Source organism: Microbacterium foliorum (assembly GCF_006385575.1).
GTDB lineage: Bacteria > Actinomycetota > Actinomycetes > Actinomycetales > Microbacteriaceae > Microbacterium > Microbacterium foliorum_B.
In genome coordinates, this window is the sequence record NZ_CP041040.1 from 3,546,523 (window position 1) to 3,573,291 (window position 26,769).

The window sequence follows — 26,769 nt, forward strand, 5'->3', positions numbered from 1 at the left end:
GCGAGCGGGGAGGAATGCGACTCTGTGGCGGCGTTCGCGCGGATGATCCGCGGTGATCCGATTGGGTGATCGAACCGTTCCACCATCTCGTGCACCACGTGCCGGAAGACGCAGAGACCACCGGAGTCCGAACCGGGAGCGGCGATCTTCGGTGCCGGGGCCCGCTCTCTCAGTGGCGCGCAGCGCCCGCCGCAGTGGTGACACGAGTGATGGGAGGCCGCGAGGCTGGCATACAGCACTCTCGGTCATAGAGGGGTTGCCTGAGGCCGTGAGAAATCACCGGCTGCCTCGTGCCCGTCCAGCAGTGTTCTGCGCGAATCTCAGTGGCGACCCGTCGCCGTTGCGTAGAGCGAGGTCGGGGCGCTGCGGAGTCCGATACGACGCCCCTCAGTACTCGCGATCCGGCTACTGCTCGGCGTCTGTCATCCCGCGGATCATCACCGAGCGGTACGCAAGCTCGGCGGTCGGTCCGCGCACCGTGCCGCATTCGCGGCAGCATCGGTCCGATCGTGCGGAAAGCTCGGTGAAGAGCAGCAGCGTCGGCTCGTCGCATCGCGTCTATCCCCCACCCGGTCCTGGAGTGTACTTTTGCGTAGGAACAGCGCGTGAGGAAGCGGGATCTCATGGTGGTCGGTCGCGAGGAGAGTCTCGCCGCAGCAGTGGCTCTGATCCAGGCGGGCGTCAGTATCGATGTCGTCGGCAGCCGCGGTTCGGGTCGCAGTGCGTTTCTCACAGCGCTGCGCGCCCGCGTCGAGCAGGACGAGTGGACGGTCGTCTCGGTGCGTGGAATCGCGTCGCTGCGCCAGCATCCGCTCGCCGCGCTGCATCTCGCCGGCATCGGTGCCACCGGCGGTCAACGGCCGGGGCCGAATCTTCACGAGACGGCCGACTCGCTGCGTCAGGCGCTCCGCGCCTCGCGCTCGGTGCTGTTCCTCGACGACTGGGATGACCTCGACGAGTCGTCGTGGGGCGTCGCGGAGTCGGTGCGACGCGAATACGGGGTGCCGATCGTGCTCTCCCGGCTGCAGGGTCTTCGTGCCAGGCACACTCCGAGCGGCCTCTCCGCATCGACTCTCGAGCCCACGTATGTGATCGACATGACTCCGTTGCGCTTCGAAGAGCTCGAGACGGCTCTCGAGAGATACCTCTCGCACCCGATCGAGGCGAGCACGATGAGCCGGGTGTTCGCGAAGTCGGGAGGAAACATCGGTCTCGCGCTGGCCCTGGTCGACGCGACCGTGCGTGAACAGCGTCTCGTGCTGCGCGGCGGCGAGTGGACCGCGACCCGCGATCTGTGGAGCAGCGGACTGCGAGCAGTGCTGGAAGCACACCTCGAGAGTCTCGACGACGCCACGCGCGATGCGCTCGAGATCATCGCGATCGTCGGAGTGGCCGATATCGACACGGCGAGCCAGCTCGTCGACTGGGGCACGCTCGAACTGCTGGAGGAGCGCCGGATGATCACCTTCATCCCCAGCGGCGACCGGCAGCTCGTCGCCGTCATGCCACCCCTGCTGGTCGAATTCTTCCGGCACGAGCCGCTCACCGCGCGACGCACGCGACTGACGAGCCAGATCGTGCGACAGCTGAGCACGCCGGAGTCGGTGTGGTCGGTGCTCACCGACCAGCAGTCGTCCCCGACCGCGTCTGGCGGTCAGGACGCGCTGTTCGTCCGGCTGCTGCAGGAGCGCGCCCGCGCACGCCGCATCGTCACGGCCGCCGAGTGGGAGGCGAACCCGACCGCCGCCAGTGCCGTGCGCTACATCCGCGCCCTCATGCACACCCACACGGCGAAGGTGCGAGACGTGATCGCCGACGTCCTCTCGTCTCCTGCCACCCGCACCGGGGATGACGCCAGTCGTGCCGAGTTCGCCGTGCTCAAGGCCGAGTGGACCGCCTACGTCGACGACGACCTGCAGCGGGCGGTCGCGCAACTGCAAGACGACGCCCAGACGGCGGGTGTGCACGCCGGGATGCTGAGGGCTGCCGAGGTGCAGCTGCTCGCGAATCTCGACACGGTGCCCGCAGACTTCGGCAACCGCCTCGAGGTGACAGACGAGCTGCCCGTGACGGTCACGCTGATGATGCTCGAGACGCAGATGGGCGTGCTCGTCAGCCTCGGGCGGTTCACCGATGCGCTTCGGGTCTTCGGCCTCATCGAGGCTCTCGAGAACGAAGAGCAGAGGTACACCCCCAGGGTGCTGCTCGGCATGGCGCTCTTCGGCCAGGGCGACCCGAGAGCCGCCCTCGACGTGCTGCAGCGCGGGTTCGACGAGGCGCACGGCTATCTGGACATCGACGCTGTGCGAGCCTTCGGCACCGCCGCGTCACTGTGTCATCTGGCAGCGGGTGATCATGCGGCCGTCGACGACCTGCTCGAGGTCATCTTCTCGGCAGGAGAGCCCTCACCCCTGCCGCCCGGGGTGCAGCTCTCGCTGCTGTCGGTCGCCGCCGTGGTCGCGATCCGCCGTGGGCAGGTGACGACCGGCGAGCGGCTGGCCGCCGACCTGGAGCAGCTCGGGGCCGAAGACGGCCCGCTTCCGGGGCAGAGCAAGGCGTGGCCCCAGGTGCAGCTGCTCGCGTTCGACGGCAGCACGGAGAAGGCCGCCGAGCTGCTCGCCCGCTCCGGCGAAGCTCTCTGGAATCGCGGAGCACGGGTGGCCGGACTCACCGCCCTCCTCTCCGCAGTCGAGCTCGACCCGACGCCGACCAGGCTGGCCGTCGCGATGGCGCGCGCGAAAGAGCTCCCGGAGGCGAGAGGGCTGGCCGCCCATGCCGCCTTCGTGAGCGCGCTGGTGCAGCGGGATCCCGCGGCGATGCTCGCCGTCGCGGATGAGCTGGACGTCCGGGGACTCACCGGCACTGCGCTGTCGGCCTGCCGCTTCGCGCGGGCCTGGTTCACCGAGCGCGGCGACGAGGCGGGGCAGCAGCGCGCGGTCGAGCGCGAGGAGCAGATCCGTGCCCGTCACCCGGGGAGGCACTACGACCTCGCGCGGTTCGGCGCGACAGCGGTCACCCTCACCGACCGCGAGAAGGAGGTGGGGCGCCTCGCCGCTGGCGGACTCTCCAACGCCGAGATCGCCTCCCGACTCGTGCTGAGTGTGCGCACGGTCGAGAGCCACATGCACCGGATCATGCGCAAGCTCGACGTGTCGAACCGCAGGGAGCTGCGCCGTCACGCCGAAGCGCTGAACTGATCGGGGAGCCGCCCGACCAGCGGCATACCGGTCGACGATGGGGCTTGTGCGGTGACGCCGGTGGTGCCACGCTTGCCACACAGTTCTGTCGCGCTGTAACGCGACACCTGGGGTGCCGCCCATTGACGGCATCGGATGGGGCGCCCTTTCTGCCGCCTCCCCCGTGGTGGGGGCGTCCCGTCCTCCCCGGATCAGCTGGACGATCCCCGCGCACCGGCGCGCGCGCGTCAGACGAGACGCTGCGACAGGGTGCGCGCCTCTCGCTCCCAGGCCTGGGTCGCGACCTGCACGGCGTCCCACGGTGAGCCGAGCGGCGGCGTGTACGACAGGTCGAGGTCGCTCATCTCGGCCACGGTCATGGCGTGGTGCAGCGCCGCGGCATACGTGTCCACTCGTTTCGAGATCTCGGCGCCGCGCGTGCCGACGAGCTGAGAACCCAGGAGGCGCCCGTCGAGGGTGTCGCCCGTGACACGGATGCTGATGGGAGTGGCTCCGGGGTAATAGCGCTTGTGATCGTCCGCGATCGCGGTGTGACTGTGCGGCGCGAAACCCGCGGCGATCGCCTCATGGTCTCGTAGGCCCGTGCGAGCCGCCACGACATCGAAGACCTTCACGACCTGCGTGCCGAGGCTTCCGGCGAAGTGCGCGTCGCCGCCGATCGCGTTCTCGCCGGCGACGCGCCCCTGCTTGTGGGCGGTCGTGCCGAGCGGCAGGTAGGTGACACCGAGCTGGCGGTGATGGGTGACCACTCCGTCACCTGCCGCCCAGACATGCGGCAGCCCGGTGCGCATCCGGTCATCGACGACGACGGCCCCGCCGGCACCCGTCGCAGCACCCGCTGAGGTGAGAAGTCCGGTGTTGGGGCGCACACCGACGACGACGAGCACCAGGTCCGCATCGCGGGAGAACGGTTCGTCGTCGCGGGATCCTGACACCGTGAGCCGCCCGGCTTCGCGCGAGACCTCTTCGACGCGGGTGTCCGTGAGCACGTCGACGCCGTGACGGGTGAGCTCGTCGTGCACCAGCGCACCGAGCTCGGGGTCGAGGGTCGAGAGCACCTCGGGCCCCCGCTGAAGCTGCGTGACCCGGAGGCCCCGAACCGTGAGAGCTTCGGCCATCTCGAGTCCGACGTACCCGGCACCGACGATGATCGCCGTCTCGGGCTGATGCTCGTCGAGGTAGCGCTCGAGCGCGAAGGTGTCCCCCATCGAGTGCAGCAGGTGCACGCCGTCGTCGGGGCCGAGCCGGTCGAGACCCGCGATGCCGGCCGTCGACGGAGAGGCCCCGGTGCCGACCATGAGCTCGTCGTAGGCGATGCTCGACTCGGTGCCGTCCTGGTCACGCACGGTGAGCCTCTGCCCCTGCACGTCGATGGCCGTGGCGAGGGTGTTCAGACTCAGCGTCATGCCGGTGGCTTCGAGATCGGCGTGCGTGCGATGGGCGAGGGACTGCCACGGCTGCACCTCGCGCGAGAAGTAATAGGGGATGCCGCAGATCGAGAAGTTCGGATAGGCATCGGCCACGACCACGGTGACGTCGACCGAGGGGTCGAGTTCGCGAGCCCGCAGTGCGGTGGAGATTCCGGCGTCGCTTCCGCCGATCGCTACGAGGTGCATGGCTGCCTTCAGGGCTGGGTTTCGAGGTGCTGGGCGACGACGACACGGTCCGCGGTGCGGGCGGCCGTCGGATAGAAGACGAGCAGGAGCGCGAGGCCGAGAGCGGCCCCGACGACCTGCGCCACGATGAACGGAACCACCGAGCCCGGCGCGATTCCGGCGAATGTGTCGGTGAACATGCGCGCGATCGTCACAGCCGGGTTCGCGAACGACGTCGAGCTGGTGAACCAGTACGCCGCGCCGATGTACGCCCCGACCGCGGCAGCCGTCGCCGACGCCGTGCCCGTGCGGGCGAGTGCGAAGATCAACAGCACCAGACCGGCTGTGGCGACGACCTCGCCGACCAGGTGCCCGCCGGTCGCGCGGTCGTGGGATGAGAACGCCGGCGCCGTGTCGAACATCACCCCGGCGAGGAGGGTTCCCGCGATGCCGCCGACGATCTGCGCGAGCACGTAGGTCGGCAGGTCGCGCAGCGGCAGGCCCGTGCCCGCGCGGCGCCCGATCAGCCAATCGGCGATCGACACCACCGGGTTGAAGTGCCCGCCCGAGACGGGACCGAGCATCAGGATCAGCACCGCCAGGCCCAGCGCCGTCGTCAGACTGTTCTCGAGCAGCTGCAGCCCGACGTCTTCGGGAGACAGCCGCTGGGCGGCGATGCCCGACCCCACGACGATGGTGACGAGCAGTCCCGAGCCGACGAACTCGGCGGCAGCGCGACGCGGCAGGGAGGGGCGAAGGGGCTCGATGCGAGACGGAGGCGAGATGTTCATGTCGACTCATCTTGACCCGGGCCGGGTGCTTCAGTCAAGATTGAGACAATGAACATTGAACAAACCACCGATGTCGACGCCCGTGCAGCGAAGCACGCGGCGCTGGGCGACGCGTCCCGCCTGCGTATCGTCGACCTGCTGACTCTGGGCGATCTGTCCCCCACCGAGATCCGGGTGGCCCTGGGGCTTCCGGCGAACTTGATCACGCATCACCTGAACGCGCTCGAAGCCGTCGGGATCGTGGCGCGTTCGCGGTCGGAGGCCGACAAGCGGCGCAGCTACGTCCACCTGACCGACACCGCACTGCACGGACTCACGCCGGGGCGGGTCGAGCGTGCGAGCCGGGTCGTGTTCGTCTGCACCGCGAACTCGGCCCGATCCCAGTTGGCCGCAGCGCTGTGGTCGGCCCACAGCAGCATCCCCGCATCGTCGGGGGGAACGCACCCCGCCGAGCGGATCGATCCTGGCGCAGTGGCCGCGGCAGATCGCCACTCCCTCGACCTCCCCGATGAGCCTCCCCGCGCTCTGGATGCCGTAGTGACCGACTCGGACTTCGTGGTGACCGTCTGCGACAACGCGCACGAAGAGCTCGGCGTCTCGGGTCACCTGCACTGGTCGATCCCCGACCCGGTGCGCGTCGGCTCCGTCGACGCCTTCGACACCGCCTACGACGAGCTGGAGCGCCGGATCATCCAGCTCGCTCCCCGTCTCGCCGCGAGCTGATCCCCACAAGAAAGAGAACCCGTGACCGACACCGCCCCGACCGTCCTGTTCATCTGCCAGCACAACGCCGGCCGCTCGCAGCTCGGCGCCGCTCTGCTGCAGCACCTGGCCGGCGATCGCTTCGTCGCGACCTCCGCGGGTCTCTCACCCTCCGACGAGGTGAACCCGGCAGTGGCCGCCACGGTCGCAGAGCTCGGCATGGACATCACCGACCGTGTGCCCCGCGCCGTCACGAGCGACGACCTCGACGCGGCCGATGTCGTGGTGCTGATGAAGCCAGGGCTCGCGCTGCCCTCGACCCCCAGCGGCGAGGTGCTGGAGTGGTCGTTCCCGAACCCCGAGTCGTGGGATGCCGACGCGGTGCGCCCGCTGCGCGAGGCCGTCGCCGCGAAGATCCAGGAGACACTGCTCAGGCGCTGAGCGCGAAACGGGGGTGCGACCGGCGCACCGAGGGCGTCGGTCAGAGCTCGGCAGGGAACCCCGGCAGACCGTCGATGCTCACCGCGTTGCGGGAAGCGCGGTATTCGGCCATGCCGTCCTCCCCCTTCTTGTCCGCCTGAAGGCGGAGAAGGTCGCGTTCGCCTTTCAGCTCCATGACCGGCACGCCCCACCCGCACGAATCGCTGACGCGCGTGACGTGCACCGTGATGACGGCTCGAGTGCTCGGGTGCTCCGGATGCCGCGAGGCCACCTCGTCGAAGCCAGGTTGCCCGGGAAGGAAGACCTCGCCCCGGCCGTGCAGCCGAACGATGCGGGGCCTGCTGTCGAACGAGTTGAACATGAGACACACGCGGCCGTTCTCGCGGATGTGCGCGATCGTCTCGACGCCGCTGCCGGTGTAGTCGACCCAGCCGACCCGATGCTCGTCCAGAACCGAGAACGAGTCGTGGCCGCGGGGCGACATGTTCACGTGCCCCTCCGCCCCGAGGGGCGCTGTGGCCACGAACCACAGGGGTTGCTTCTCGATCCACTGCTTCAGGTTCTGGTCGATGGAATCGAAGACTTTGGCCACGGTCGAAGGCTACTCCTGCTGCATCCGTGCGAATCTCGCCCGTACATCCCGGCGTGAGTCCGCCGGATCCGGCCTACTTCGCGAGACGGCTGCGAACAGCGCGCTCGGTGAGCACGGTGAGATAGTCGGTGACCCTGCTGTTCGAGATCTTTCCGAGTTCCTCGACGGCGAGCGACGAGATGTGCTCATGCTGGACTTCGGGATAGCGCTCAGCCAGTCGATCGGTGACTTGCTTCACGATCTCTTGAGGGTCGATGTTTGTGGCCACAGCGGCATCGTACGCCGAGAGGGCGGCCCAGCCTAGAGCGGGATTCGGGCCCGATCGATCAGTTGAATGTAGGTTCCGTGGTGAAACGTCCAGACACGCCGCGCGTTCCACAGTAGTTGTCCGCTGAATCGGGCGCAGCTTCCGCGGCATATGGCCAAAATCTTCACCGCGGCATCAGGCCCGCCAGACGGACCAGTCACGTGCCGACGTGCGATGCACGGCGAAGGTCGTAGATCCGAAACGCTTCGCTCAGCGTCATCGCACCTGTCGCCAGGGCCGGGCCGACGTCAACCTCGAGATCCCCGTAGAGGCGAGCGACGGAGTGATTCCCCTCCGCCGCGATCGGATCGCTCCGTTCGAGACGCATCAAGCCGAAGTGGTATTGGCCATGGGCGGCCGCGCTGCCCGTGCGCCAGATCGATTGAGTCGCTCCGATGAGAAGTGAGTATTCGGCTTGCTGAGCGCCGCGCGTATCGCGGTCGGGCACCGCGTCGCCGTGGGCGTGATCGTCGCCGTGAGCGCCACCGGATCGTCGATGTGAGCGCCACCTGTCGCGCGGGTTTCTAGGCTCCTTCTGCCGCGTGGCCACTCACGCGGCAGAAGGAGCAACCGAATGGTACGAAAGATCAAGGCGAAGCTCGTGCTTCGCCTCCGAGCGGAGGGCCTCTCGCGGCGACAGATCGCCGCGCAGGGCATGTCCCGGCACTCCGTGGACGCGGTCATCGCCGCCGCTGACGCGGCGGGCATCGACTTCGGCGATGTCGCCGACGTGGCGGACGCGGACGTGTATGTGCGCCTGTTTCCCGGTCGGGGCGAGCATCACAGCGTCTACGCCCAGCCGGACTGGGGCGAGGTCCACAGGGAGCTCGCTCGTGTCGGGGTCACGTTGAAGCTCCTGCATGGCGAGTATCGCGATGCCTGCCAGGCGACGGGGACGGCCGCGATGGGCTATGACCGGTTCTGCAAGACCTACCAGCAGCATGTCCTCGTCGCCGGGTTGACGTCGCGCGTCGGCCACAAGGCCGGCCAGAGCGTCGAGGTCGACTGGTCCGGCAAGACGATGAGCCTCGCCTCGGTGACGGGCGAGCGCACGCGGGTGTTCTTGTTCGTCGCGTGTCTGCCGTTCTCCCGGTACGCGTTCTGCTGGCCGTCGCTGGACATGAAGCAGGAAGCATGGCTGCGCGCGCATCAGGCGATGTTCGACTGGTTCGGCAGGAGCGTTCCACGGATCGTTCCAGACAATCTCAGAACGGGCGTGATCTCGCATCCGGCCGAGGGCGAGGTCGTCCTCAACGACGCGTATCGCGAGCTCGCTGCGCACTACTGCGCGGCGGTGCTGCCGGGCAGGGTCCGGAAGCCAAAAGACAAGGCGAGTGTCGAAAACACCGTCAGCGGGGTCGCGACCTGGGTGATCGCGGCGCTGCGGGACGAGCAGTTCGCGACGCTGCCGGAGCTGCGCGAGGCGATCTACGAGCGGATGGACGCCTATAACGCGGCGCCGTTCCAGAAGCGCGCAGGGTCGAGGCTGTCGGTGTTCGAGGCGGAAGAGAAGCCGCTGCTGCGGCCGCTGCCGGCGGTCGCGTACGAGATCAGTCGCTGGTTCTACGGCAGGCGGGTCCTTAAGGACGGGCATGTGGTGTTCGAGAAGAACTTCTACTCGGTCCCTTACGCGCACGTCGGGCGGGCTGTCGATCTGCGCGTCACCGAACGGGCGTTGGAGGTGTTCGACGGCGATGCGCGGTTGACGAGTCATCTCCTCGCGCCGGTGGGGGTCACGGGCGAGCACTACACGCACGACAGTGACCTTCCGGACGGTCCGCGGTATCGCCAGTGGGATGCCGAACGCGTCCGGGAGTGGGCGGCCCGGGTCGGGGAGAACACCACGACGATCGTGAAAGGGATCTTCGAGTCCGTGCCCGTTGACGAGCAGGGCCTGGACGCGGCTCTCGCGGTGCTGCGCCTCACCCGACGCTACTCGGCCGGCAGGGTCGAGGCCGCCGCGCGTGTCGCACTCGGGTCACAGGTCCGTTCGCCGCGTTACGCGCACCTGCGACCGATCCTGGAGACCGGGCAAGACGCGCCGCCGGCCCGGCGACGGCCACGGTTCGAGCCATCGTCACCGCCATCGTCATCGCTGGGCGACGCGTCCGCGGAGCCAGCGGGGTACGTCCGCGGGGCGGACTACTACGCGGGAGAAGACCGGTGAGCCGGATCGACAGCGAGTCCAAGCGCAAGCTGCGCGAGATGGGCGTGAGCGTCTTGCTGGACGCGTTCGAAGCGCAAGACGACACCCTCACCCTGGGGATGGCGTTCGAAGAGCGCGTCAAGCTCGCCGTCGACGACGCCCACGCCGCGTTCACGCAGTCCAAGGTCGAGGGCCTCATCCGACGGGCAGGGCTGCGTTACCCGGACGCGGACCTGCGTCGTGTCGATCTGATCGAGCAGCGCGGCCTGGACCGGGGTGTTCTCGCTCAGCTGGGGACGTGTTCGTTCATCACCCAGCAACAGAACGTCGTCTTCCAAGGCTTCACCGGGTCGGGGAAGTCGTACCTCGGGTCCGCGCTGGCGAAGCAGGCCTGCCAGCACCGCTATCGGGCCCACTACATCCGCATGCCCGACCTCGAGGAAGCATGGGCGACGGCGCAGGACAAGCCCGGCGGGCGAGAGAAGTGGTTGCGGAAGTACTCATCGTTCACGCTCCTCGTGATCGATGAGTGGCTCCTCGACCCGCCCGACGATGATGTCAGATCGATGCTGCTGGAGCTGCTCGAGCGCCGCTACGACGCCGTCTCGACGGTGTTCTGCACGCAGTACGCGAAGAAGGACTGGCATCAGCGGCTCGGGTCAGGTGTTCACGCGGACGCGATCATGGATCGCATCGTTCACAACACGATCTGGATCACGACCGGGGAGATGAACATGCGCGAACAGGCCGCGACGGCGACGCGGTGATCACAGCGTCGGTGAGCGTCGACATGCGCGGCGCTCACCGACGCTCCTGCTGGCGCTGAACCGCGATATCGAGTGGCGCTCGACCGCAATAATCAGCGGCGCTCACACCGCCGAATACTCATTTCATGCTTCGACGCTATCGCGCAGTATGACGTTCCCGCAGAAACGATGCCGGGGGCATCGAGGCGGCCAGGTCTGCTGTCGATACTGGCGTTCCGCAGGGCACCCTGGGCACCTGGGTACGTAGTATCGGGAGGAGCATCCCGACCTGTGAGCGGACCTGGAGAAGGGCGGCTTTTCGATCGCATGGCGGTGTCGGGTTCCGCCGATGTCTCCGACGTCGTCCTACCGGTAGCGGAACCGGAAACCGACAACAGCGCCACACAGCGCTGTTCGATGCCGTGCCGGCCGAATACGACGACGTCTGCGACGATCGATAGCCGAATCAGTCGAGCGCGCTCCGTGCTCTGAGTGCTCAATAGGCAGGTTCGAGACGGTCGTTACGAACGTTTCCCGAGCCTGCCGTGCGATGTACCGCGACCAATCGTCGCTCGTGGACGGTCGAACAACAGCGCCGTCGTCCCCGCGGTGATCGCCGCCAGCGCCCACCAGAGTCCGGCCGCGGTTCCGCCGGTGCCAGGGAGCGGCTCATCGGGATCACCGGGTTGGTCTCCCGGTTCGCTCGGAATGATCGCTTCGTCGTGTGCCAGTGTCACGCGCAGAGCGAACGATGCGCGATCCACGCGCAGATCCGCACCCGACGTGGCATCGTGCGGAAAGACCAAGGCGATATCGAGGGCGACGACCTGCGTGGGATCGACGCGGGAGCCGTAAAGCTGGGCGTCCGACAGCTCAGAGAACGACACCTCGACGCTGGCGGAACCTTGCTCGCGCACAACGAGGGCGAGCTCGTCGTAGAACGGATCCGGCGAGCTCGACGCCAGGGCGACATCTTCGGCGATAATCGTCAGCGTCGCCGCGTCCTCAGAGTCGTTGCGCACGAACAACGTCGTCATGAGCACGTCGCCCGGAACCAACGTCGCCGGCTCGAATAGTGCTGGCAGGTCGTCGTGCCAGGTGACCCCGTCGTAACTCAGGCGCAATTGCGATGCAACGGGGGAATCGGCGGCGTACGCGTCGTCCACGAATATCGTCGACGCCATCGAGAGCAGGAGCGCGGTTGCCGAGAGTGCGATAGCGGCGCTACACGAGAGCCTCATCTGGGTTGCCTTCTCATCAGTGCGCGGAGGAGGGTGAAGACGGCATAGCCGATGAGGAGTCCCCCGAGTGCTCCGACGATCCAGCCCCGCTCCGTAACGCCGAATAAGGTGGTGACGTATCCCACGTAGGGCACGGAGTAGACCACCTTGCCCATCACCTGGTCTCCCACAATCGGCTGGTCGTCTGCGCCGTTGTTGTCGCCGCGCGTCGTGAACGTAAGGTCACCGTCGGCCTGGTATCCGACTTCGACGATGCGGTGTGTCACGAGCATCGGGTCGTCGGAGACCGGCTGGAACGTCACGACGTCTCCGATCGCCAGAGTCTCCGGGTCGACGGACTGCGAGACCACCAGGGTGCCCGGGGCCAAGACCGGCTCCATCGACGAGGTAAGCACGGCGAGAGGAACGGCCCCGATCAGCCGCGGGATAACGAGCACGAGTGCGACGACGGCCATGACCAGCGCGAACACGACCCACCCGATGAAACGCAACAGTCCGCGCCACGGGCGAGGTTGTGTGTGCTCGATCGGCGCCTCAGCGTCGCATTCGCCGAGCTTGTCGGCCGGGGTCGGTGCGTGCTGCGTCATGATCATGTCTGGCAGTAGCTCTGGCTGAGGTCCGGCTGAGGATAGATCGTGATTGTGTTGCTCTTGGGGCCCAGCCAACCGCTGGCGTAGACCGGTCGCACATACACTTGCATCGGTGAGTTGTCGGGCGGCAGGTTGTAGAACTCGGTGCCGCGGCCGTGGAACAGGTAGTTGTACTGACTCGGATTGTCCAACGGCGCGGAACTGGGTGCCCACAGCTGGTCCCGTGTCACGCCGCCGACGATCCGGTAGACCCTGAAGTTGCTGAACACCGGCGCGATCTGATCGCGGTACAGATACTGCACGACCTGAAAGTCCGCGCCGATGCTGTCCGCGTATCCGTTGTGAAACTGTGGTCCTCGGCAACTCAGCCATTGCCCGTTACTCACGGTGATTGCCGGGTAGCCCGCCGTGGCGGAGACCGAGGCTTGTGCGTTCGCCGACCATTGCGCCGAAGCGGGGAGCGCTAGTGCGCCCGCACCGATCATGAGGAGCGCCGCGAGCGGCAGCTGCCATCGCCGCCGTCTACGCGATTGCTCCCGCGCGCTCATCGGGTGCCCTCACCCGTCGCGGTGATGGTAAAGGTCGTCGCCGCCCCGCTGAGCTCGATGCCGCCGACGTCGGGCGGAGTTCCAGCTGGGATCGTGAACCGTATGCACAAGTGGGTCGTCGCGGAATCCGCAGCCGGAGCAACGAGTGACTCGGTTACGACCAGTGCGCTCAGTTCTGTGAAGCCCCCACCGCTGCCGTACACCTGCATCCCGTCGGGTAGTCCGGTGGATGCGCAGGAGGCTCCCGCATCGCTCTGGGTGAAGACCTGAGCGTCAATGATGCCGTACAGCGTCGACGAGGCCGACGAGGTGTCAGAGAGGATGGCTGCGAGCGTGTAGTCGAGCCCGAGATTGCCGGATGCCTGGCCGGCGAGCGCGATCTTCGTGGCGATGACGCCACCAGGGTAGAGACCGCTTAACGGTCCGATCGTCACCTGTGATTGCCCGTTCATCGTGAGTTTCAGGGTGCCCGAGTTAACGGTGGTGCCTTCGACGGCCTCGGAATCGTTCCACAGCGCCGCAGTCGTACCGGTCCCCACGAGGAGGACCAGCGCGACCGCTGCGATGGTGACGGCGAGACGTTTCAAACGGGCTTCCGTATCCGGGCGCGGGCGTTACCGGGCGTCCTGCTGTAAGGTGATTGTCATATCGCTTAGGTTGATGCTCTCGGCCTGCGCGGTCGTGCCCGGTGTGCTCTCATCGAACACGATCGTCACGGTCACGTTGATCACCTCGCCATCGTCGGCGCTCGTGATGGCCCCATCGGTAACCGGCTCACCGCCGACATATGTGAACGTCTGGGTGACCGTAGTCGCTGCGAGCAATGCCGCATCACCGGTAGCCGCGACCGGATCAGACACATCGAGGGTGGCTGAAAGGTTGTCTCCCGATGCGTCGACAGTGAAGGCGGCCGTGTACTCGATCGTGTCTCCGGGCACGATGAGGAAGTCCGCGATCGTGATCGGCACCGGTGTCGGGGTCGAGATGTCGTTCCACGCGGGTGTGCCCGATGGCGTGAGTGCCAGGGTGCCGGAGTTCACCGTGCCCCCGTTCACGTTTGCCGAATCGCTCCACAAAGCGAACGTGGTCCCGCCTGTAAGCAACACGACACCGAGCGCTCCCGCGATCGTGGCTTTGGTCACTTTCCTCATGCTTGCCCCTGCTCCTTGATGATTTACGTGGGTATCAGCATGACACGACTTGACGTTGATACTGGTGCTTGCCGCGGGACTGCCGCACTGATAGGTGACATCTGATCTGGCTTGCCCGTAGGGGCGGCCTGGAAGGATGTGCACCATGCCCGCTCCCTACCCACAGGAGTTCCGCGAAGATGTCGTGCGCGTGGCCCGGTCCCGTGAGGACGGCGTCAGTCTCGCGCAGATCGCGAAGGACTTCGGCGTCCATGAGATGACGCTCCACAAATGGATCCGCCAAGCCGACATCGACGACGGCAACCGCCCCGGAAGGAGCCGGGAGGAGTCGACCGAATTGCGCGACGCCCGCAAGCGGATCCGGCTGCTGGAGCAGGAGAACGAGGTCCTCCGCCGCGCAGCCGCCTACCTCTCGCAGGCGAACCTGCCGGGAAAAGGCTCTACCCGCTCGTGGGCGAGCTCGCCGATGACGGCATCCCCGTCGTGGTGTCCCTGCGGGTCCTGAAGCTCTCCCGCCAGCCTTACTACCGCTGGCTCAAACACCAGGTCACGGAATCAGAGATAGTCGAGGCGTATCGCGCCAACGCGCTGCTGGACGCCCACCACGACGATCCCGAGTTCGGCTACCGGTTCCTCGTCGGCGAAGCGGCAGGAGCCGGCGAGGAGATGTGTGAGCGGACCGCGTGGCGGATCTGCCGAGACAACCAGTGGTGGTCCGTGTTCGGGAAGAAGCGCGCCAAGAACGGAAAGCGCCCCGGCCCGCCAGTCCACGACGACCTCGTCAAGCGGGACTTCTCCGCCGATGACGTCAACGAACTGTGGCTCACTGATATCACGGAGCACTGGACCGACGAGGGCAAGCTCTACCTCTGCGCCATCAAAGACGTGTTCTCCGGCCGCATCGTGGGCTACTCGATCAGCGACCGAATGAAGGCCCGTCTCGCGGTGAACGCCCTGGACAACGCAGTATCCCGGCGTCGCGACGCGGCCGGTTGCATCGTCCATTCGGACCGCGGATCTCAGTTCAGGTCCCGGAAGTTCGTGCACGCTCTGAACCGTCATCACCTCATCGGATCGATGGGCCAGGTCGGCGCTGCCGGTGATAATGCCGCGATGGAATCGTTCTTTGCCCTGCTGCAAAAGAACGTCCTGGACCGCAAACGGTGGCGAACCCGAGAAGAGCTCCGAATCGCAATCATCACCTGGATCGAAAGGACCTACCACCGACGCCGCCGGCAAGCTGGCCTGGGCCGATTGACCCCCATCGAATACGAGACCATCATGAACCCGGTCGCACTCGCGGCCTGACACCCCAACTGTCACCTGTTCGTGCGGCAGTCCCGTAGTCCGGCACGTGTGCACGCCGAGTACCGCTTGCGGCGAGGAGCTTGAACGGTTGCGACCACATGCGCACAACATCGTGATCGAACTCGGCCACAAGCAAGTGACTGAGTTCGAGACGCGACTCGTAGCCAACATGCGCCTGCATCTTCTCGGACCAGAACGAACCCGGAAAGTTCGGTTGGCCGTGGTTCCACCGGAACGACCTGAACGGCACGGAATCGCCCATCGCCTCAAGCGACAGTCGCGCCAGCGTCAGCGCGTCGACCGCCCCTGCTGGCCGACGCACGTGCACCGACGTTTCCCACAGCTCGCCACGTCTTTCGCGATTCGCGATTCGCGAAATGCCAGCATGGGACTACTTTGCCTGCATACGCCGCACAGCGCAATAGTCCGTCTGCACTGCTCGCGATGCAACGAGTAGCACCCAGCCCGCTCGACCTCACACAGCCTCGACGGGCCGGTGAGCGACGCGGGCGGCGCCCGTTGACGTCTGAATCATGCAGTGCACCGCCCGACGTCAACTCATACAGTTGAGCCGACACTCGACCCTCGGCTGACGGCTTTACTACGCTAGACATGTCTAGGTTGCACATGTGCAACGCGTGCGAACGGGGCAGGAAGCAGTGACGAACACCACGACACGCGAACAGTCGAAGTTGCTCTTCGGCAACAGCAACATGTTCGCGTTCCTCTGCGCCCTCCGCGAGCTCGATACGGATGAGTTCACCATGCGGGATCTGCTCCATCGCACCGACATCCCTACGAACATCGCGTACGGACTGCTCTCCAGGTGCATCAAGCTCGGCATCGTCGCCGCAGTCGATGAGTCGACACTCGAACGAGCAACTCGGTATCGACGCCTCGCGCATCCATTGCTCGCGCAGTTGCCTGACCTCGAGCAGGCGTTCGCGAACAACATCTAACGGCAGACCTGCGGCCACGAGCCGAGCGCGGAGCGACAGAACGAGACTCGCGCACGCACGACGGCGGGCACCAAGCACGAGTCGCCTATTGGCACGGACCCGACACGCTTGACGCCCGCTGCCTCCGACTTGAGCAGACTACGCAGTCTCGTCCAATTCCGGCCGACCTGTCCCATCGGACATCTCTATGACAAATCAGCCCGGAATTGGACATTTCACTCAGGAACCGTCATTGAAGTCGCCGCCCGGCGCCATGTCCATGAAGCGCGAGTAGTGCCCCTGGAAGGCCACGGTGATCGTCGCGGTCGGGCCGTTACGGTGCTTGGCCACGATCAGGTCGGCCTCGCCCGGACGAACGTCCTTGTCGTAGACGGAGTCGCGGTGCAGCAGGATCACCATGTCGGCGTCCTGCTCGATCGAGCCGGACTCACGCAGGTCGCTGATCGCGGGCTTCTTGTCGGTGCGCTGCTCAGGACCACGGTTCAGTTGCGACAGTGCGATGACCGGAACCTGCAGTTCCTTGGCGATGAGCTTGAGGCTTCGCGAGAACTCCGAGACCTCCTGCTGACGCGACTCGACGCGCTTGCCCGACGTCATCAGCTGCAGGTAGTCGATGATGACCATCCGCAGCCCCTCACGCTGCTTGAGTCGACGACACTTCGCCCGGATCTCGACCAGCGTCATGTTCGGGCTGTCATCGATGTACAGGGGGGCATCGTTGATGCGTCCTCGGGTCGCCGCGACCGTCGTCCAGTCCCGAGGGTCGAGGTTTCCCTTTCGCATGTTCTGCAGCGGGATCTGCCCCTCGGCGCTCAGCAGACGCATCGCGATCTCGCTCTTGCCCATCTCGAGCGAGAAGAAGACGGAGGGGATGTTGTGACCGATGGATGCCGAGCGCGCGAAGTCGAGCGCGAGCGTCGACTTACCCATCGCAGGACGCGCGGCGACGACGATCATCTGCCCGCCGTGAAGGCCGTTCGTCAGCTCGTCGAGCTCTTTGAAGCCGGTCGGAACGCCCGTCATCGAGCCGTCGCGGCCGCTGGCCGCCTCGATCTCCTCGAGCGCGGCGTCGACCGCGATCTGCAGCGGCACGTAGTCTTCGGCGGTCTCCGAGCCGGTGATCGAGTAGATCTCGGCCTGGGCGTTGTTGACGATGTCGGTCGCGTCGCCCTGGCCGTCGTAACCGAGCTGCACGATGCGGGTGCCCGCATCGACCAGACGACGCAGGATCGCCCGCTCCGACACGATGCCCGCGTAGTAGCCGGCGTTCGCCGCGGTGGGGACGATCGAGGTGAGCGTGTGCAGATAGTCGGCACCGCCGGCCCGACTCAGCTCGCCCGTCTTGATGAGCTCGTCGGTGACGGCGACGACGTCGGTCGGCTCGCCGTGCGAGTAGAGCGACAGGATCGCCTCGAAGATGAGCTCGTGCTTGGGGATGTAGAAGTCAGCGCCCTTGAGCGTCTCGATCACATCGGCGACAGCATCCTTCGAGAGGAGCATTCCGCCCAGCGCGCTCTGTTCGGCGAGCGTGTCGTGCGGGGGCGTGCGCTCTGGTGGACGCTTGCCCCCGAGGCGCTCCTCTGAGATGTCGGCGATCGACACACTGCTCCCTTCGATGCGACGTTCTTTCCGGTGTGCTCCGTGCCGACTGCGTCGGACACTCGATGCGAGTCAGCTGGAGAAGGACCGTTCGCACAGCAAAACAGGCACTTCCGACATCGGGTCGCTGCACCACGCTACGAGCGGGGGTTTTCGGTCGCAACACGCCCTGTGGATAACTATGTGGAAAGCGTGCGAACAAGTCCGGAGAGTCTGTGCAGAACACATGTGGATAACTCGGTGGAGTACGTCGAAACCGAGGTCTGTTTTTCCACTTGGCCTGGAGTTTAGAGTTTCCCCAGCCTGTGGATGAGAACGTGGTTCAACCGGGCGTTGAAGGTTGATCGAATCCGGTGGGGGATGTGTAGAACCTGGGGAAAGTCAAGCCGAGATGCAACCGGGCGAGTCACACTGCGCAACCCTCTGAAATGTGCGCGCGATGACGCCGTTTTCGAGCGGATCCCTCTAGACATCGCGATCTACCGGGAGTAACGTCACCCGCAATCGACGCAGTGTGCGTCGACGACGAACGATGGCTCTCGGGGGAGGGAAGTCGACGTGAACGCTCAAGCAACCCGGCGTGGCCTTCCGGCTGTCGCCCTCTGGGGCAGCCTGGGCGCGGTCGCGTGGGCGGCGCTCACGGTCTTCACGGGAGGGTCGTCTGCGAGCGCGGACGACAGCTCGAACGATTCGCTGCTCGGCGACGTCGCCTCTGTCGTGAGCGAGACGGTCTCGACCGTCGACGACACCGTGACGGCAGTGACTGCACCGGTCGTGGCCCCGGCCGCACCCGTCGTCACGCAGGTCGTGGCCCCGGCCGTCGAACACGTCGTCGAAGCGGTCGACACTCAGGTCGTCGAGCCGGTCGTCGCCCCCGTCGTCGAGCCCGTGCAGCAGATTGCTCAGCCGACCGTCGAACACGTCGCGGAGACGATCACGCAGGTTCCGGTCGTCGGCCCGGCGACATCGCCGATCATCGACGTCGCCGCCGACACCGCCGAGGCCGTCGTCACTCCCGTGACCGACCTGATCGACGGATCCCCGGTGGCGTCGATCGTGACACCCGTGACGGACGCGATCGCAGAGTTGCCGATCGTCGGAGACGTGACCGACGACATCGGAGTGCCCGCCGTGATCGACGTGGTCGTCGGAGTCATCGACGACACGACACCGATCGTCGGCGGGGTCGTCGACGACACCGTGCCGCCGGTGGTCTCGGGCGTCACGCCCACTCGGCCCACCATCCCGGCATCCGAGCCCGAATCCGATCCCCTCGGAGCGGCGCCGCTCGCCTCCGACACTGCAGAGGTCGTCTCCGCAGCATCCGATACACGGGCAGGCGGCTCCTCCCCCGCGGTCGCGCGCCTTCAGCTCGCCGGCCCGGCAGCATCCGACCTCCGGTCGGCAGCACCCGTCGCTGCGCCGGCCACGACTGTGCCGGCATCCGACCGTGGGCACTCGCCGTCCGCACCGCCCGCCGGAGCTCCCGCGGCTCCCTCTTCCTCCGCCGGTTCGAGCGGAGCCTCCTCGCTGTCCCCCGCGCTCCTCAGCGACGCGGGCCTTTCCGCGCTCCGTGCTGTGGAGCGCACCCCCGGTGCACCCGACGACGTCTTGCCGACGTCTCTGGTCGCCGACACCGACGTCTCTCCTGACTGAGGGGTTGTCCGGTCGTTCCATGTGAACGACAGATGCCGTGCTGCGCGCGCACATGCTCTTCGCGTGCACCCATCCAGACACACCCAATTCCAATCAGGAGAAGGTCATCATGCGTACATACATCAAGCGGGCCCTGTGGGGCACGCTTCTCGCCGGCGGGATCACCCTGCTCGGCGCGACGGCCGCTAACGCGGCAGACACCTCAGGAGAAGACGGGCTGCTCTCGGGCACCCAAGCGGATACCGCGATCTCGGCGCCCATCACGGTCGTCGACAACGCCGTCTCCCTGCTCGGAGATTCGTCCGCTCAGCAGGCCCCGGCGCCCGCTCCGGCACCAGCGCCGGCACCAGCGCCGGCCCCCACCACGAGCGGAGACTCCGGCACCGCCTCCGGCACTCAGGCCGTCGTCGACGTGGTCGCGCCGGTCACAGTGACCGGCAATGCGATCGCCGTGCTCGGCGACTCGTCGAGCGAGTCGGCGGCGCCGGCCGAGGCTCCCCAGGCACCGGCCCCCGCCCCCGCTCCGGCGATCACGACGAACGGCGATGACGGTCTGCTGTCAGGCACCCAGGCCCTGCTTCAGGTCGACGCACCCGTCACGGTGTCCGGCAATTCGATCGCCGTGCTCGGCGACAGCGAGACCCTCGGACAGGATGCCGCAGCACCGGCCCCCTCGAGCGGCAGCGCAACCGGATCCACAGCGCCGTCGACGTCGGGCGACGACGGCGTCGCGAGCGGCACGCAGGTGACCGCACCCGTGACCGCACCCGTCACGATCGGCGGCAACGCGATCTCCGTGATCGGAGACAGCGAGTCGACGAGCGGGACCGGCTCCACCGGAACCACCGGGGGAACCCCGTCCACCGGCAGCACCACCTCCGGTGACGATGGAATCCTCGGCGGCACCCAGGTCACCGCACCCGTGACTCTTCCGATCACGATCGGCGGCAACGCGATCTCCGTGGTCGGCGAGAGCACGGTCACGGCTCCCCCGAGCGATCCCGGGACCGATCCCGGAACCGACCCGGGAACCGATCCCGGCACCGACCCCGGAACCGACCCCGGCACGACTCCCGGCACTGACCCCGGAACAGACCCCGGAACAGCTCCCGGCACAGACCCCGGAGCCGATCCCGTGACGACATCCGCTCCGGCAGAGGGACTCGCCGCCACCGGTGATTCCACCTCGCTCGGCTTCGCCTTCCTCGCCGCACTCCTGCTCCTCCTCGGAGCCGGAATGCTGCGTCGTCGTCCCATGACGGCGTAGCCGCAGACCCCGGCGGTGTCGACGTCCTCGGGGGAGGAGATGCGACACCGTCGGTGTGCGGGTCCCGTGATGCCATGAGCAGGTTCCCCAGACCTGCCCGCGTCTGCGATGCCGCACAGTTCACGGATGCCCCGCGTCCCCAGCGCGGGGCATCCGTCGTGCTCGGAACCCGCCGCAAACGCTTCAGATGAGGCCGATGGCGATGCGCCTAGACTCTCTGAGGGGGAGGTTCAACATGCAGGTCGATTACGGTCAGATGGCGCTCGCGTCGCAGGTGCTGCGGAGGCAGCAGGAGACGCACACTCGAGCGATCGCCGACTACATCCAGCGCTACGGCGTCCTCACGCCATCGGATACGGGCATCGTCATGCTGCCGTTCACCGGGGTCTCGCTGGTGGTGGCCATGCTCGGAGTGCAGGCGGCAGACACGTTCGGGCAGGTCTGCGCGCTGGCAGCCGATCGGGTCGATGATGCCGCGCGCTCATACGAAGCCCATGAGCAGCAGGCCCATCAGGCCGCGCAACAGTTGATGCAGCAGATCGGCCTCAGTCTCCCTCCGTATCAGAGCCCTCTGTCGTCCTCGCCCACGCTCGGCGCTGCCGGTGCTGCTGCGGATGCCGACCACGGCGCGCCGGAACCGAACCTCATCGTGGAGCTCGTCGAGACGCCGGGGACGCTGTCCGACGGTGTCACCGACCTCTACGAGAACGCGACCTCCCGCATCGACGGGTGGCCGGGAGGCGGTTCCGTGAGCGAGCGAGCGGATGCGTCGTCGTGGCTTGTCGCCCCGAACGCCACCAAGAGCGAGATCGAGAACATGCGATGGGGCGCCGGCCCGATCCTGGGCGGCGTCGACTGGCTCATCGAGCAGCTCATCGGCATGAGCCTGCTCGAGGACGTCATCATGAAACCGTTCGCCGGGGACTGGACGGGCATCGAGGAGGTGCAGCAGGCGTGGACCCACGTCGGGGAGGCGATGCGCGCGATCTCCGACAACAGCGCCGGCCTCGCCGAGACGGCCGCCTTCTGGGAGGGCGATGCCGGGACCGCCTATCAGGGCGGGATGACGGCGATCGGACTCGGGGCCTACGGATTGGGAAGCGTGGCCGATACTGTCGCCGGTCTCGTCGGCCAGCTGGTCCTGGCGTCGAAGACTGCGGCCGCGACCATCGGCTTCGCGATCAACCAGCTCTCGCAGACGCTCCTTCGCATGGCGGTCGAAGCGACCGTCCCCATCGCCGGGTGGATCGTCGCCGCGGCGGAGGGCGCCCTCGCCGCGACCAAGATCTTCGGAGTGATCCGCCTGATCTACTCCATCATCAACATCATCTACGACGTGATCGAGAGCGTCGTGTCGGCCCGCGCCCAGCTGGTGGAGAACGTCCTCCGCCTCGAGGATCTGGCCCAGGTCCTCCTCCAGACCACGAGGAAGTACGCATGATCTCTGCGAACGACCCTGCCGCGTGGCGGGAGCGCCTCGCCGCCGTCCGATCGGAGCTCGACGAGCTCTTCCCTCCGGGGGAGGCGGAAGACGCCGAGGAGGCCTTCGCCGCGCAGGCGCGCGCGGGGATGCTGGGGCGCGAATGGCAGGTGCTGCAGGGCCGGATCGATCTGAACCTCACGACGCGAGAGGCCGTGCTCTCCGGGGAGGACGACTCGGTCGAGGCGGCTTTCGTGCGTGAGACCGGAGCCCGACAATCGGAGGCGCTCGTCGAAGCCCTGCGGCGCACAGCACCGGGCGATTCGCGTGATCCGGGAGCGGAACTGCGCGCCCTGCACGCAGAGACGACCGCCCGCGGTGCACGCATCGATGCGATGCTGCGCGACATGGCAGCACGTGAGAGGGGGATCTGATGGCGGTCCTCAAGGCGGAGCCGACGCAGATCACCGCCCTGGCGGCGGAGATCTCCTCCGGCAGTGCGCAGATCAGCGCGGCGCTCGCCCGGCTGGAATCGATGTCCGACGACCTCTCCCACCGCTGGAGCGGCGAAGCCCAGGCGGCCTACGCCGCAGCGCACAGCCGATGGACGAGCCAGATGATCGAGCTCGCTGCCATCGCGAAAGCGGCCGGCGAGCTGGCGGACCAATGGTCGACGGGGCTGCGCGACCTCGAGCGGTCACTCGCTCAGGGGTGGCCGCGGTGACGGAGGATCCCCGCCGTCTGCGGTGGGCTGTCAACGGCGCACGGACGTTCCGCATCCCTGCTGAGGCCGCCGATGTCGCTCTGGTCGAGATCGACCGTGCGATGCAGGCTGCTCATTTCCGTGCAGACGCACCGGGGGCCGAGGCGGGAGTGCAGCGGCTCTACCGACGCGGGTCGGTCGTCGGCGATGTTCTGATCGGCGGAAGCGGGCTCTCGGCCCTCACGACCAGGCTCGGTCCGCTGTCTGCCCGAGGCGTCGCCGTCACCTGGATCGGCCCGGTCGACGCGAACTCGATCTGCGTGATCGTCTCGCTCGTCGCGGGCTCCCACGTCGGAGGAGATTTCGTGGACGGAGTCGACGACGCCGTGCACGCTCTCGTCTCTCGCGGCATCCCCGTAGAGGATGAGGGGTGGTCACGGTCCGTCGATGTCGATCAGACGCTGCCGGCGAATCCCCGTCGCGCCGCCGAACTCGGTCTCACCCGCTAGCCGAGGGCACCAGGCGATCCGCGGCACAGACCGGCCTCGAACGCAGAACGCCCCCTGTCCCGAAAGACAGAGGGCGTTCATACTTCGACGGGCTCAGTGGCCCGCCGACGTCGTCACTTGGCGGCGACGACCTGCAGCGTGATGACTGCGGTCACGTCGTCGTGCAGACGAACCGTGGCCTCGTGCTCACCGGTCGACTTGATCGCCGACGGGATGTGCACCTTGCGCTTGTCGATCGAGCCGAGACCCGCGGCTGCGACAGCGTCCGCGATGTGATCGGTCTTGACCGAACCGAAGAGGCGACCCTCGTTGCCGGCCTTGACGGCCAGGCGCACCTTGGTGGCCTCGAGGGAGTTCTTCAGCGCCACGGCCTCGTCGCGGTCGTGGATCGCGCGAGCCTGACGAGCAGCCTGGATCGAAGCGACCTGCTTTTCGCCACCGCGGGTCCACGCCGTAGCGAAGCCCTTGGGGATGAGGTAGTTGCGGGCGAACCCGTTCTTGACCTCGACCACGTCACCGGCGCTACCAAGCCCGGCGACCTCGTTCGTGAGAATCAGCTTTGCCATCTCGATACCCCTTACCGGCCGGCGCCAGCGTAGGGCAGGAGTGCCATTTCGCGTGCGTTCTTGATCGCGGTGGCGATCAGACGCTGCTCCTGCACCGAAACACCGGTGATACGACGGGCGCGGATCTTGCCACGCTCCGAGACGAACTTGCGGAGGGTGGAGACATCTTTGTAATCGATGACTCCGACCCGGATCGACTTCGCGGGAGCGGTGGGCTTGCCACCCTTCCGCGGCTTGCGGCGGTCGCCGCTAGACTTTCCAGCCATTGTTTTTCCTTAATGATGAGACGGATGCCGAGCCCTTCGACAGGCTCAGGGACCCGGTTCCAGAAGTTGTTTCAGAAGGGGGTGTCGTCGCCGAAGCTGCCCGGAGTGCTCCAGGCATCTGCGCTCGTCGACGAACCGGGCGTTGACCACGGCTCTTCCGACACCTGCTGCTGCTGTGCGGGGCGCGACTGTCCGCCGCCACCACCGCCGCCGCCACCGGTCGACGCCGCACGGGTGACCTGCGCGGTCGCGTACCGAAGCGAGGGGCCGATCTCGTCGACCTCCAGCTCGATAGCGGTGCGCTGGTTGCCCTCGCGGTCCTGGTAGGAGCGCTGACGCAGACGGCCCTGCGCCATGACGCGCATGCCCTTGGTCAGCGAACCCGCCACGTGCTCGGCGAACTCGCGCCAGACCGACGCGCGGAGGAACAGCGCTTCGCCGTCCTTCCACTCGTTGGCGGCGCGGTCGAAGTTCCGAGGCGTCGAAGCGATGGTGAAGTTCGCCACCGGCAGTCCGTTCTGCGTGTAGCGCAGCTCGGGGTCGGCCGTGAGGTTGCCCACCACGGTGATGACTGTTTCGCCGGCCATCGGACTCAGGCCTTCGCAGCCTTGGCGGCCTTGCGAGCAGCCTTCTCTTCGGTGCGCTTCGCTTCGAACGCGACCATCGCCTGAGCTTCCTCAGAACGGAGGACCTTGGTGCGCATGATCTGCTCGTTCAGCTTCAGCTGACGGTCGAGCTCCTGCGTGGCCTCGCTGGTGGCGGTGAAGTTGACGACGGCGTAGATGCCTTCGTTCTTCTTCTGGATCTCGTAAGCCAGACGGCGCTTACCCCAGATGTCGACCTTGTCAATCGAGCCACCATCGTTGGTGATGACCTTCAGGAACTTGTCGAGCGTAGGGGCGACCTGGCGCTCGTCGATCTCGGGGGTCAGAATGACCATGAGTTCGTACTGGTGCGTCACTTACCCACCTCCTTCGGACTAGAACGGCTTCCGGGACGTTCCCGGAAGCAGGAGGGTGTGTGAACGTCATCCGCCGAGCCACCCGAGTGGGTGCCTGATGGCAGACAACCTTGACAGTCTAGCGGAGAATCCTTCGGCCTGCCCCCACGCGTATCTCCGAGCAGTTGGCATGCTGGAGTGCGTGCGGGCTGACACTCAGCGCGCACACGACCGAAGGGGGAACGCCATGCGCGTCAACAAATGGGGGGTCGGCATCGTCCTGACCGCCACCGTACTGCTCACCGGGTGCACTGCGGGTGCCGAGGAGCCCGCCGAAGAAGAGCCCACCGCGGCCGCGGAGGAGACCACCGCGCCCGAGTCCGACTGCCCCGAGCTGACCGAAGGGGCGACCGTCGACGGCACCGCGCTCGGCGCGTGCATCACCGAGGCGATGACCGACACGGCCGGTTACCAGGCCAAGACGTCGATCCTGGGCATGGACACGACCGCCCGGTACAACCCCGCGACGGATGCCGTCGAGACGATCACGCCCATGGGATCGCTGATCCTGATCGGCGACGACGCCTGGGTCAAGACGCCGACGACTGACTGGCAGGTCGCCGACCCGAACTCGAGCGACCCGATCGTGGCCGCGCTCAGCAGCGGTGCGGCGACGGCGGCGGGCACCGACCCGGCCACCGCCGCGGGCGCGCTGACCGGCGAGTTCACCGTCACCGGAACCGGCAGCCGCCTGGGGCAGGACGTCTACCTCGTGAGCGGTACGTCCGAGGCGCAGGGCGTGCCGGTCGACGTGGTGTTCGAGGTCACCGACGACTACGTGGTGCTGGCGACGACCGGCAGCACCGAGGCCGCCGGCCAGATGATCGAGACCTCGCTCGAGATCACCGAGTGGGACGTCGAGCAGGACATCGTCGCACCTCTCTGATCCACGAGCGGATGCTGCGGGCCGGGGCGATCGCCTCGGCCCGCAGTGCGTTCCCGGGTCTGCTGGCGCAGCATCCGTTCTGGTCATCTCGGTCGGGAGGAGAACTCCCCTTCGGGAGGAGATTCGGGCTCGAAGCCTCCTCCCCAGGCGCGGATCGCCTCCCGAGAAGCAGGGATCGAACGCATCAGCCCTGTTCAGCCGGCGCCGGCACTTGCCGGTCAGGCTGTGGCGTCCGCGATACGCCGATCGACCTCAGCGAGCTCGGCTCGGGTCTGCACGAAGGACTCCGGGGTGAAGCGCCGCACCTGCATGTCGAGGATCGCCTGGGCCGCGTCGTCGCTCACATCGAAAGCCTCGGCCACCGCCGCCACCGCAGACGCCACATCACCGGGGGTGTCTGCGCAGATCCGCAGCAGTTCTTCGGGCCGTTCGAGAGCGACGACGTATGCCGCGATGATCTCCCGGCGCTTTCGCAGATTGCCAAGGTTCTCAGCCATGGGTGCCACTCTACGGCGCGGGTCTCCCCTGACTACGAAAGGGATCTCCCGCATCGGAGCACCGCCACGCAGCATCCGCTCAAGGC

At 67.0% G+C, this 26,769-nt stretch carries 30 protein-coding genes; 14 read left to right on the plus strand and 16 right to left on the minus strand.

Translation table 11 applies throughout. The features are described 5' to 3' along the window. Positions 1-605 precede the first annotated feature (605 nt). Positions 606-3,197 carry a helix-turn-helix transcriptional regulator gene (locus tag FIV50_RS17185; RefSeq protein WP_140038484.1) on the plus strand — a complete coding sequence of 864 codons (2,592 nt, stop codon included), beginning with the start codon at positions 606-608 and terminating at the stop codon, positions 3,195-3,197. Between the two features lie 227 nt (positions 3,198-3,424). Here the strand turns inward: FIV50_RS17185 and FIV50_RS17190 are convergent, their stop codons facing one another. Then, positions 3,425-4,813 (minus strand): FAD-dependent oxidoreductase, encoded by a 1,389-nt coding sequence (locus tag FIV50_RS17190; RefSeq protein WP_140038485.1) that lies wholly within the window; start codon positions 4,811-4,813, stop codon positions 3,425-3,427. An 8-nt stretch (positions 4,814-4,821) separates the two neighbouring features. Then, positions 4,822-5,583, minus strand: a complete 762-nt coding sequence (locus tag FIV50_RS17195) for an aquaporin (RefSeq protein ID WP_181164266.1) — start codon at positions 5,581-5,583, stop codon at positions 4,822-4,824. A 48-nt stretch (positions 5,584-5,631) separates the two neighbouring features. Between FIV50_RS17195 and FIV50_RS17200 the strand changes: the two genes are divergently transcribed. Beyond that, on the plus strand, positions 5,632-6,306 hold the full coding sequence (locus tag FIV50_RS17200) for an arsenate reductase/protein-tyrosine-phosphatase family protein (protein ID WP_140038486.1): 675 nt from the start codon (positions 5,632-5,634) through the stop codon (positions 6,304-6,306). A gap of 21 nt (positions 6,307-6,327) precedes the next feature. Then, positions 6,328-6,726, plus strand: coding sequence for an arsenate-mycothiol transferase ArsC (locus tag FIV50_RS17205; RefSeq protein ID WP_140038487.1), 399 nt, complete (start codon positions 6,328-6,330; stop codon positions 6,724-6,726). A gap of 40 nt (positions 6,727-6,766) precedes the next feature. On the opposite strand, the gene FIV50_RS17210 is transcribed toward FIV50_RS17205, so the two are convergent. The 3 genes from FIV50_RS17210 to FIV50_RS17220 all read right to left on the minus strand — a co-directional run bounded on the left by FIV50_RS17210 (position 6,767) and on the right by FIV50_RS17220 (position 8,073). Beyond that, the gene (locus FIV50_RS17210; protein WP_140038488.1) at positions 6,767-7,318 is read right to left on the minus strand and encodes a pyridoxamine 5'-phosphate oxidase family protein; all 552 of its coding nucleotides are present in this window, start codon (positions 7,316-7,318) and stop codon (positions 6,767-6,769) included. A gap of 73 nt (positions 7,319-7,391) precedes the next feature. Continuing rightward, entirely contained in the window at positions 7,392-7,586 is a 195-nt protein-coding gene (locus tag FIV50_RS17215; RefSeq protein WP_140038489.1) for a three-helix bundle dimerization domain-containing protein, read from the minus strand. 196 nt (positions 7,587-7,782) lie between these two features. Next, on the minus strand, positions 7,783-8,073 hold the full coding sequence (locus FIV50_RS17220) for a hypothetical protein (RefSeq protein WP_140038490.1): 291 nt from the start codon (positions 8,071-8,073) through the stop codon (positions 7,783-7,785). 126 nt (positions 8,074-8,199) lie between these two features. Between FIV50_RS17220 and istA the strand changes: the two genes are divergently transcribed. Then, on the plus strand, positions 8,200-9,792 hold the full coding sequence (gene istA, locus FIV50_RS17225; protein WP_140038491.1) for an IS21 family transposase: 1,593 nt from the start codon (positions 8,200-8,202) through the stop codon (positions 9,790-9,792). Further along, positions 9,789-10,538, plus strand: coding sequence for an ATP-binding protein (locus FIV50_RS17230; RefSeq protein WP_140038492.1), 750 nt, complete (start codon positions 9,789-9,791; stop codon positions 10,536-10,538). Before istA ends, FIV50_RS17230 begins: the two co-directional genes overlap by 4 nt. Before the next feature lie 500 nt (positions 10,539-11,038). Here FIV50_RS17230 and FIV50_RS17235 read toward each other — a convergent pair whose 3' ends face one another. The 5 genes from FIV50_RS17235 to FIV50_RS17250 all read right to left on the minus strand — a co-directional run bounded on the left by FIV50_RS17235 (position 11,039) and on the right by FIV50_RS17250 (position 14,194). After that, on the minus strand, positions 11,039-11,683 hold the full coding sequence (locus tag FIV50_RS17235) for a hypothetical protein (protein WP_140038493.1): 645 nt from the start codon (positions 11,681-11,683) through the stop codon (positions 11,039-11,041). Between the two features lie 71 nt (positions 11,684-11,754). Continuing rightward, positions 11,755-12,345, minus strand: a complete 591-nt coding sequence (locus FIV50_RS17740) for a signal peptidase I (protein WP_181164267.1) — start codon at positions 12,343-12,345, stop codon at positions 11,755-11,757. 2 nt (positions 12,346-12,347) lie between these two features. Next, a complete protein-coding gene (locus FIV50_RS17745; RefSeq protein WP_181164268.1) occupies positions 12,348-12,896 on the minus strand; it encodes a hypothetical protein in 549 nt (182 codons plus the stop codon). After that, positions 12,893-13,483, minus strand: coding sequence for a SipW-dependent-type signal peptide-containing protein (locus FIV50_RS17245; RefSeq protein WP_140038495.1), 591 nt, complete (start codon positions 13,481-13,483; stop codon positions 12,893-12,895). The genes FIV50_RS17745 and FIV50_RS17245 overlap by 4 nt, the downstream gene beginning before the upstream one ends. A 27-nt stretch (positions 13,484-13,510) precedes the next feature. Further along, positions 13,511-14,194, minus strand: a complete 684-nt coding sequence (locus FIV50_RS17250) for an alternate-type signal peptide domain-containing protein (protein ID WP_140038496.1) — start codon at positions 14,192-14,194, stop codon at positions 13,511-13,513. Here FIV50_RS17250 and FIV50_RS17255 point away from each other — a divergent pair. Together FIV50_RS17255 and FIV50_RS17260 are read left to right on the plus strand one after the other, a co-directional pair. Then, a protein-coding gene (locus FIV50_RS17255; protein WP_140038497.1) for an IS3 family transposase occupies positions 14,193-15,355 on the plus strand; the annotation gives its coding sequence in 2 pieces (ribosomal slippage) (positions 14,193-14,477 and positions 14,480-15,355; 1,161 coding nt in all). The genes FIV50_RS17250 and FIV50_RS17255 overlap by 2 nt on opposite strands. Before the next feature lie 659 nt (positions 15,356-16,014). Then, complete coding sequence (locus tag FIV50_RS17260; RefSeq protein WP_140038498.1) at positions 16,015-16,314, plus strand: hypothetical protein; 300 nt, start codon at positions 16,015-16,017, stop codon at positions 16,312-16,314. A gap of 219 nt (positions 16,315-16,533) precedes the next feature. On the opposite strand, the gene dnaB is transcribed toward FIV50_RS17260, so the two are convergent. After that, positions 16,534-17,916, minus strand: coding sequence for a replicative DNA helicase (gene dnaB, locus FIV50_RS17265; protein ID WP_375137385.1), 1,383 nt, complete (start codon positions 17,914-17,916; stop codon positions 16,534-16,536). Positions 17,917-18,471: 555 nt separating this feature from the next. Between dnaB and FIV50_RS17270 the strand changes: the two genes are divergently transcribed. From FIV50_RS17270 to FIV50_RS17295, 6 genes are all read left to right on the plus strand, one after another. Further along, on the plus strand, positions 18,472-19,569 hold the full coding sequence (locus FIV50_RS17270) for a hypothetical protein (RefSeq protein WP_140038500.1): 1,098 nt from the start codon (positions 18,472-18,474) through the stop codon (positions 19,567-19,569). Between the two features lie 109 nt (positions 19,570-19,678). Then, complete coding sequence (locus FIV50_RS17275; RefSeq protein ID WP_140038501.1) at positions 19,679-20,836, plus strand: chaplin family protein; 1,158 nt, start codon at positions 19,679-19,681, stop codon at positions 20,834-20,836. Between the two features lie 235 nt (positions 20,837-21,071). Further along, positions 21,072-22,277 carry a hypothetical protein gene (locus FIV50_RS17280; protein ID WP_140038502.1) on the plus strand — a complete coding sequence of 402 codons (1,206 nt, stop codon included), beginning with the start codon at positions 21,072-21,074 and terminating at the stop codon, positions 22,275-22,277. Beyond that, positions 22,274-22,690 (plus strand): hypothetical protein, encoded by a 417-nt coding sequence (locus tag FIV50_RS17285; protein WP_140038503.1) that lies wholly within the window; start codon positions 22,274-22,276, stop codon positions 22,688-22,690. Before FIV50_RS17280 ends, FIV50_RS17285 begins: the two co-directional genes overlap by 4 nt. Further along, positions 22,690-22,980, plus strand: coding sequence for a WXG100 family type VII secretion target (locus FIV50_RS17290; RefSeq protein WP_140038504.1), 291 nt, complete (start codon positions 22,690-22,692; stop codon positions 22,978-22,980). Before FIV50_RS17285 ends, FIV50_RS17290 begins: the two co-directional genes overlap by 1 nt. Next, positions 22,977-23,468, plus strand: coding sequence for a hypothetical protein (locus FIV50_RS17295; RefSeq protein WP_140038505.1), 492 nt, complete (start codon positions 22,977-22,979; stop codon positions 23,466-23,468). Before FIV50_RS17290 ends, FIV50_RS17295 begins: the two co-directional genes overlap by 4 nt. A gap of 113 nt (positions 23,469-23,581) precedes the next feature. On the opposite strand, the gene rplI is transcribed toward FIV50_RS17295, so the two are convergent. From rplI to rpsF, 4 genes are all read right to left on the minus strand, one after another. Next, entirely contained in the window at positions 23,582-24,034 is a 453-nt protein-coding gene (gene rplI / locus FIV50_RS17300; protein WP_140038506.1) for a 50S ribosomal protein L9, read from the minus strand. Positions 24,035-24,045: 11 nt separating this feature from the next. Beyond that, a complete protein-coding gene (gene rpsR, locus FIV50_RS17305) occupies positions 24,046-24,300 on the minus strand; it encodes a 30S ribosomal protein S18 (protein WP_042541518.1) in 255 nt (84 codons plus the stop codon). A 71-nt stretch (positions 24,301-24,371) separates the two neighbouring features. After that, positions 24,372-24,887 (minus strand): single-stranded DNA-binding protein, encoded by a 516-nt coding sequence (locus FIV50_RS17310; RefSeq protein WP_042541519.1) that lies wholly within the window; start codon positions 24,885-24,887, stop codon positions 24,372-24,374. A 5-nt stretch (positions 24,888-24,892) separates the two neighbouring features. Next, the gene (gene rpsF, locus FIV50_RS17315; RefSeq protein WP_042541520.1) at positions 24,893-25,261 is read right to left on the minus strand and encodes a 30S ribosomal protein S6; all 369 of its coding nucleotides are present in this window, start codon (positions 25,259-25,261) and stop codon (positions 24,893-24,895) included. Positions 25,262-25,487: 226 nt separating this feature from the next. Here rpsF and FIV50_RS17320 point away from each other — a divergent pair, with 226 nt between their 5' ends. Continuing rightward, positions 25,488-26,186, plus strand: coding sequence for a hypothetical protein (locus FIV50_RS17320; protein ID WP_258184331.1), 699 nt, complete (start codon positions 25,488-25,490; stop codon positions 26,184-26,186). A 218-nt stretch (positions 26,187-26,404) separates the two neighbouring features. On the opposite strand, the gene FIV50_RS17325 is transcribed toward FIV50_RS17320, so the two are convergent. Then, complete coding sequence (locus FIV50_RS17325; protein ID WP_140038508.1) at positions 26,405-26,683, minus strand: hypothetical protein; 279 nt, start codon at positions 26,681-26,683, stop codon at positions 26,405-26,407. Positions 26,684-26,769: the final 86 nt, after the last annotated feature.

Coding starts and splice junctions, on each gene's coding strand:
- FIV50_RS17190 (WP_140038485.1), bottom strand. CDS start 4,813: ATGCACCTCGTAGCGATCGGCGGAAGCGACGCCGGAATCTCCACCGCA.
- FIV50_RS17195 (WP_181164266.1), bottom strand. CDS start 5,583: ATGAACATCTCGCCTCCGTCTCGCATCGAGCCCCTTCGCCCCTCCCTG.
- FIV50_RS17200 (WP_140038486.1), top strand. CDS start 5,632: ATGAACATTGAACAAACCACCGATGTCGACGCCCGTGCAGCGAAGCAC.
- istA (WP_140038491.1), top strand. CDS start 8,200: ATGGTACGAAAGATCAAGGCGAAGCTCGTGCTTCGCCTCCGAGCGGAG.
- FIV50_RS17740 (WP_181164267.1), bottom strand. CDS start 12,345: ATGACGCAGCACGCACCGACCCCGGCCGACAAGCTCGGCGAATGCGAC.
- FIV50_RS17745 (WP_181164268.1), bottom strand. CDS start 12,896: ATGAGCGCGCGGGAGCAATCGCGTAGACGGCGGCGATGGCAGCTGCCG.
- FIV50_RS17250 (WP_140038496.1), bottom strand. CDS start 14,194: ATGGTGCACATCCTTCCAGGCCGCCCCTACGGGCAAGCCAGATCAGAT.
- FIV50_RS17275 (WP_140038501.1), top strand. CDS start 19,679: ATGCGTACATACATCAAGCGGGCCCTGTGGGGCACGCTTCTCGCCGGC.
- FIV50_RS17280 (WP_140038502.1), top strand. CDS start 21,072: ATGCAGGTCGATTACGGTCAGATGGCGCTCGCGTCGCAGGTGCTGCGG.
- FIV50_RS17285 (WP_140038503.1), top strand. CDS start 22,274: ATGATCTCTGCGAACGACCCTGCCGCGTGGCGGGAGCGCCTCGCCGCC.
- FIV50_RS17290 (WP_140038504.1), top strand. CDS start 22,690: ATGGCGGTCCTCAAGGCGGAGCCGACGCAGATCACCGCCCTGGCGGCG.
- rplI (WP_140038506.1), bottom strand. CDS start 24,034: ATGGCAAAGCTGATTCTCACGAACGAGGTCGCCGGGCTTGGTAGCGCC.
- rpsR (WP_042541518.1), bottom strand. CDS start 24,300: ATGGCTGGAAAGTCTAGCGGCGACCGCCGCAAGCCGCGGAAGGGTGGC.
- FIV50_RS17310 (WP_042541519.1), bottom strand. CDS start 24,887: ATGGCCGGCGAAACAGTCATCACCGTGGTGGGCAACCTCACGGCCGAC.
- FIV50_RS17320 (WP_258184331.1), top strand. CDS start 25,488: ATGCGCGTCAACAAATGGGGGGTCGGCATCGTCCTGACCGCCACCGTA.
- FIV50_RS17325 (WP_140038508.1), bottom strand. CDS start 26,683: ATGGCTGAGAACCTTGGCAATCTGCGAAAGCGCCGGGAGATCATCGCG.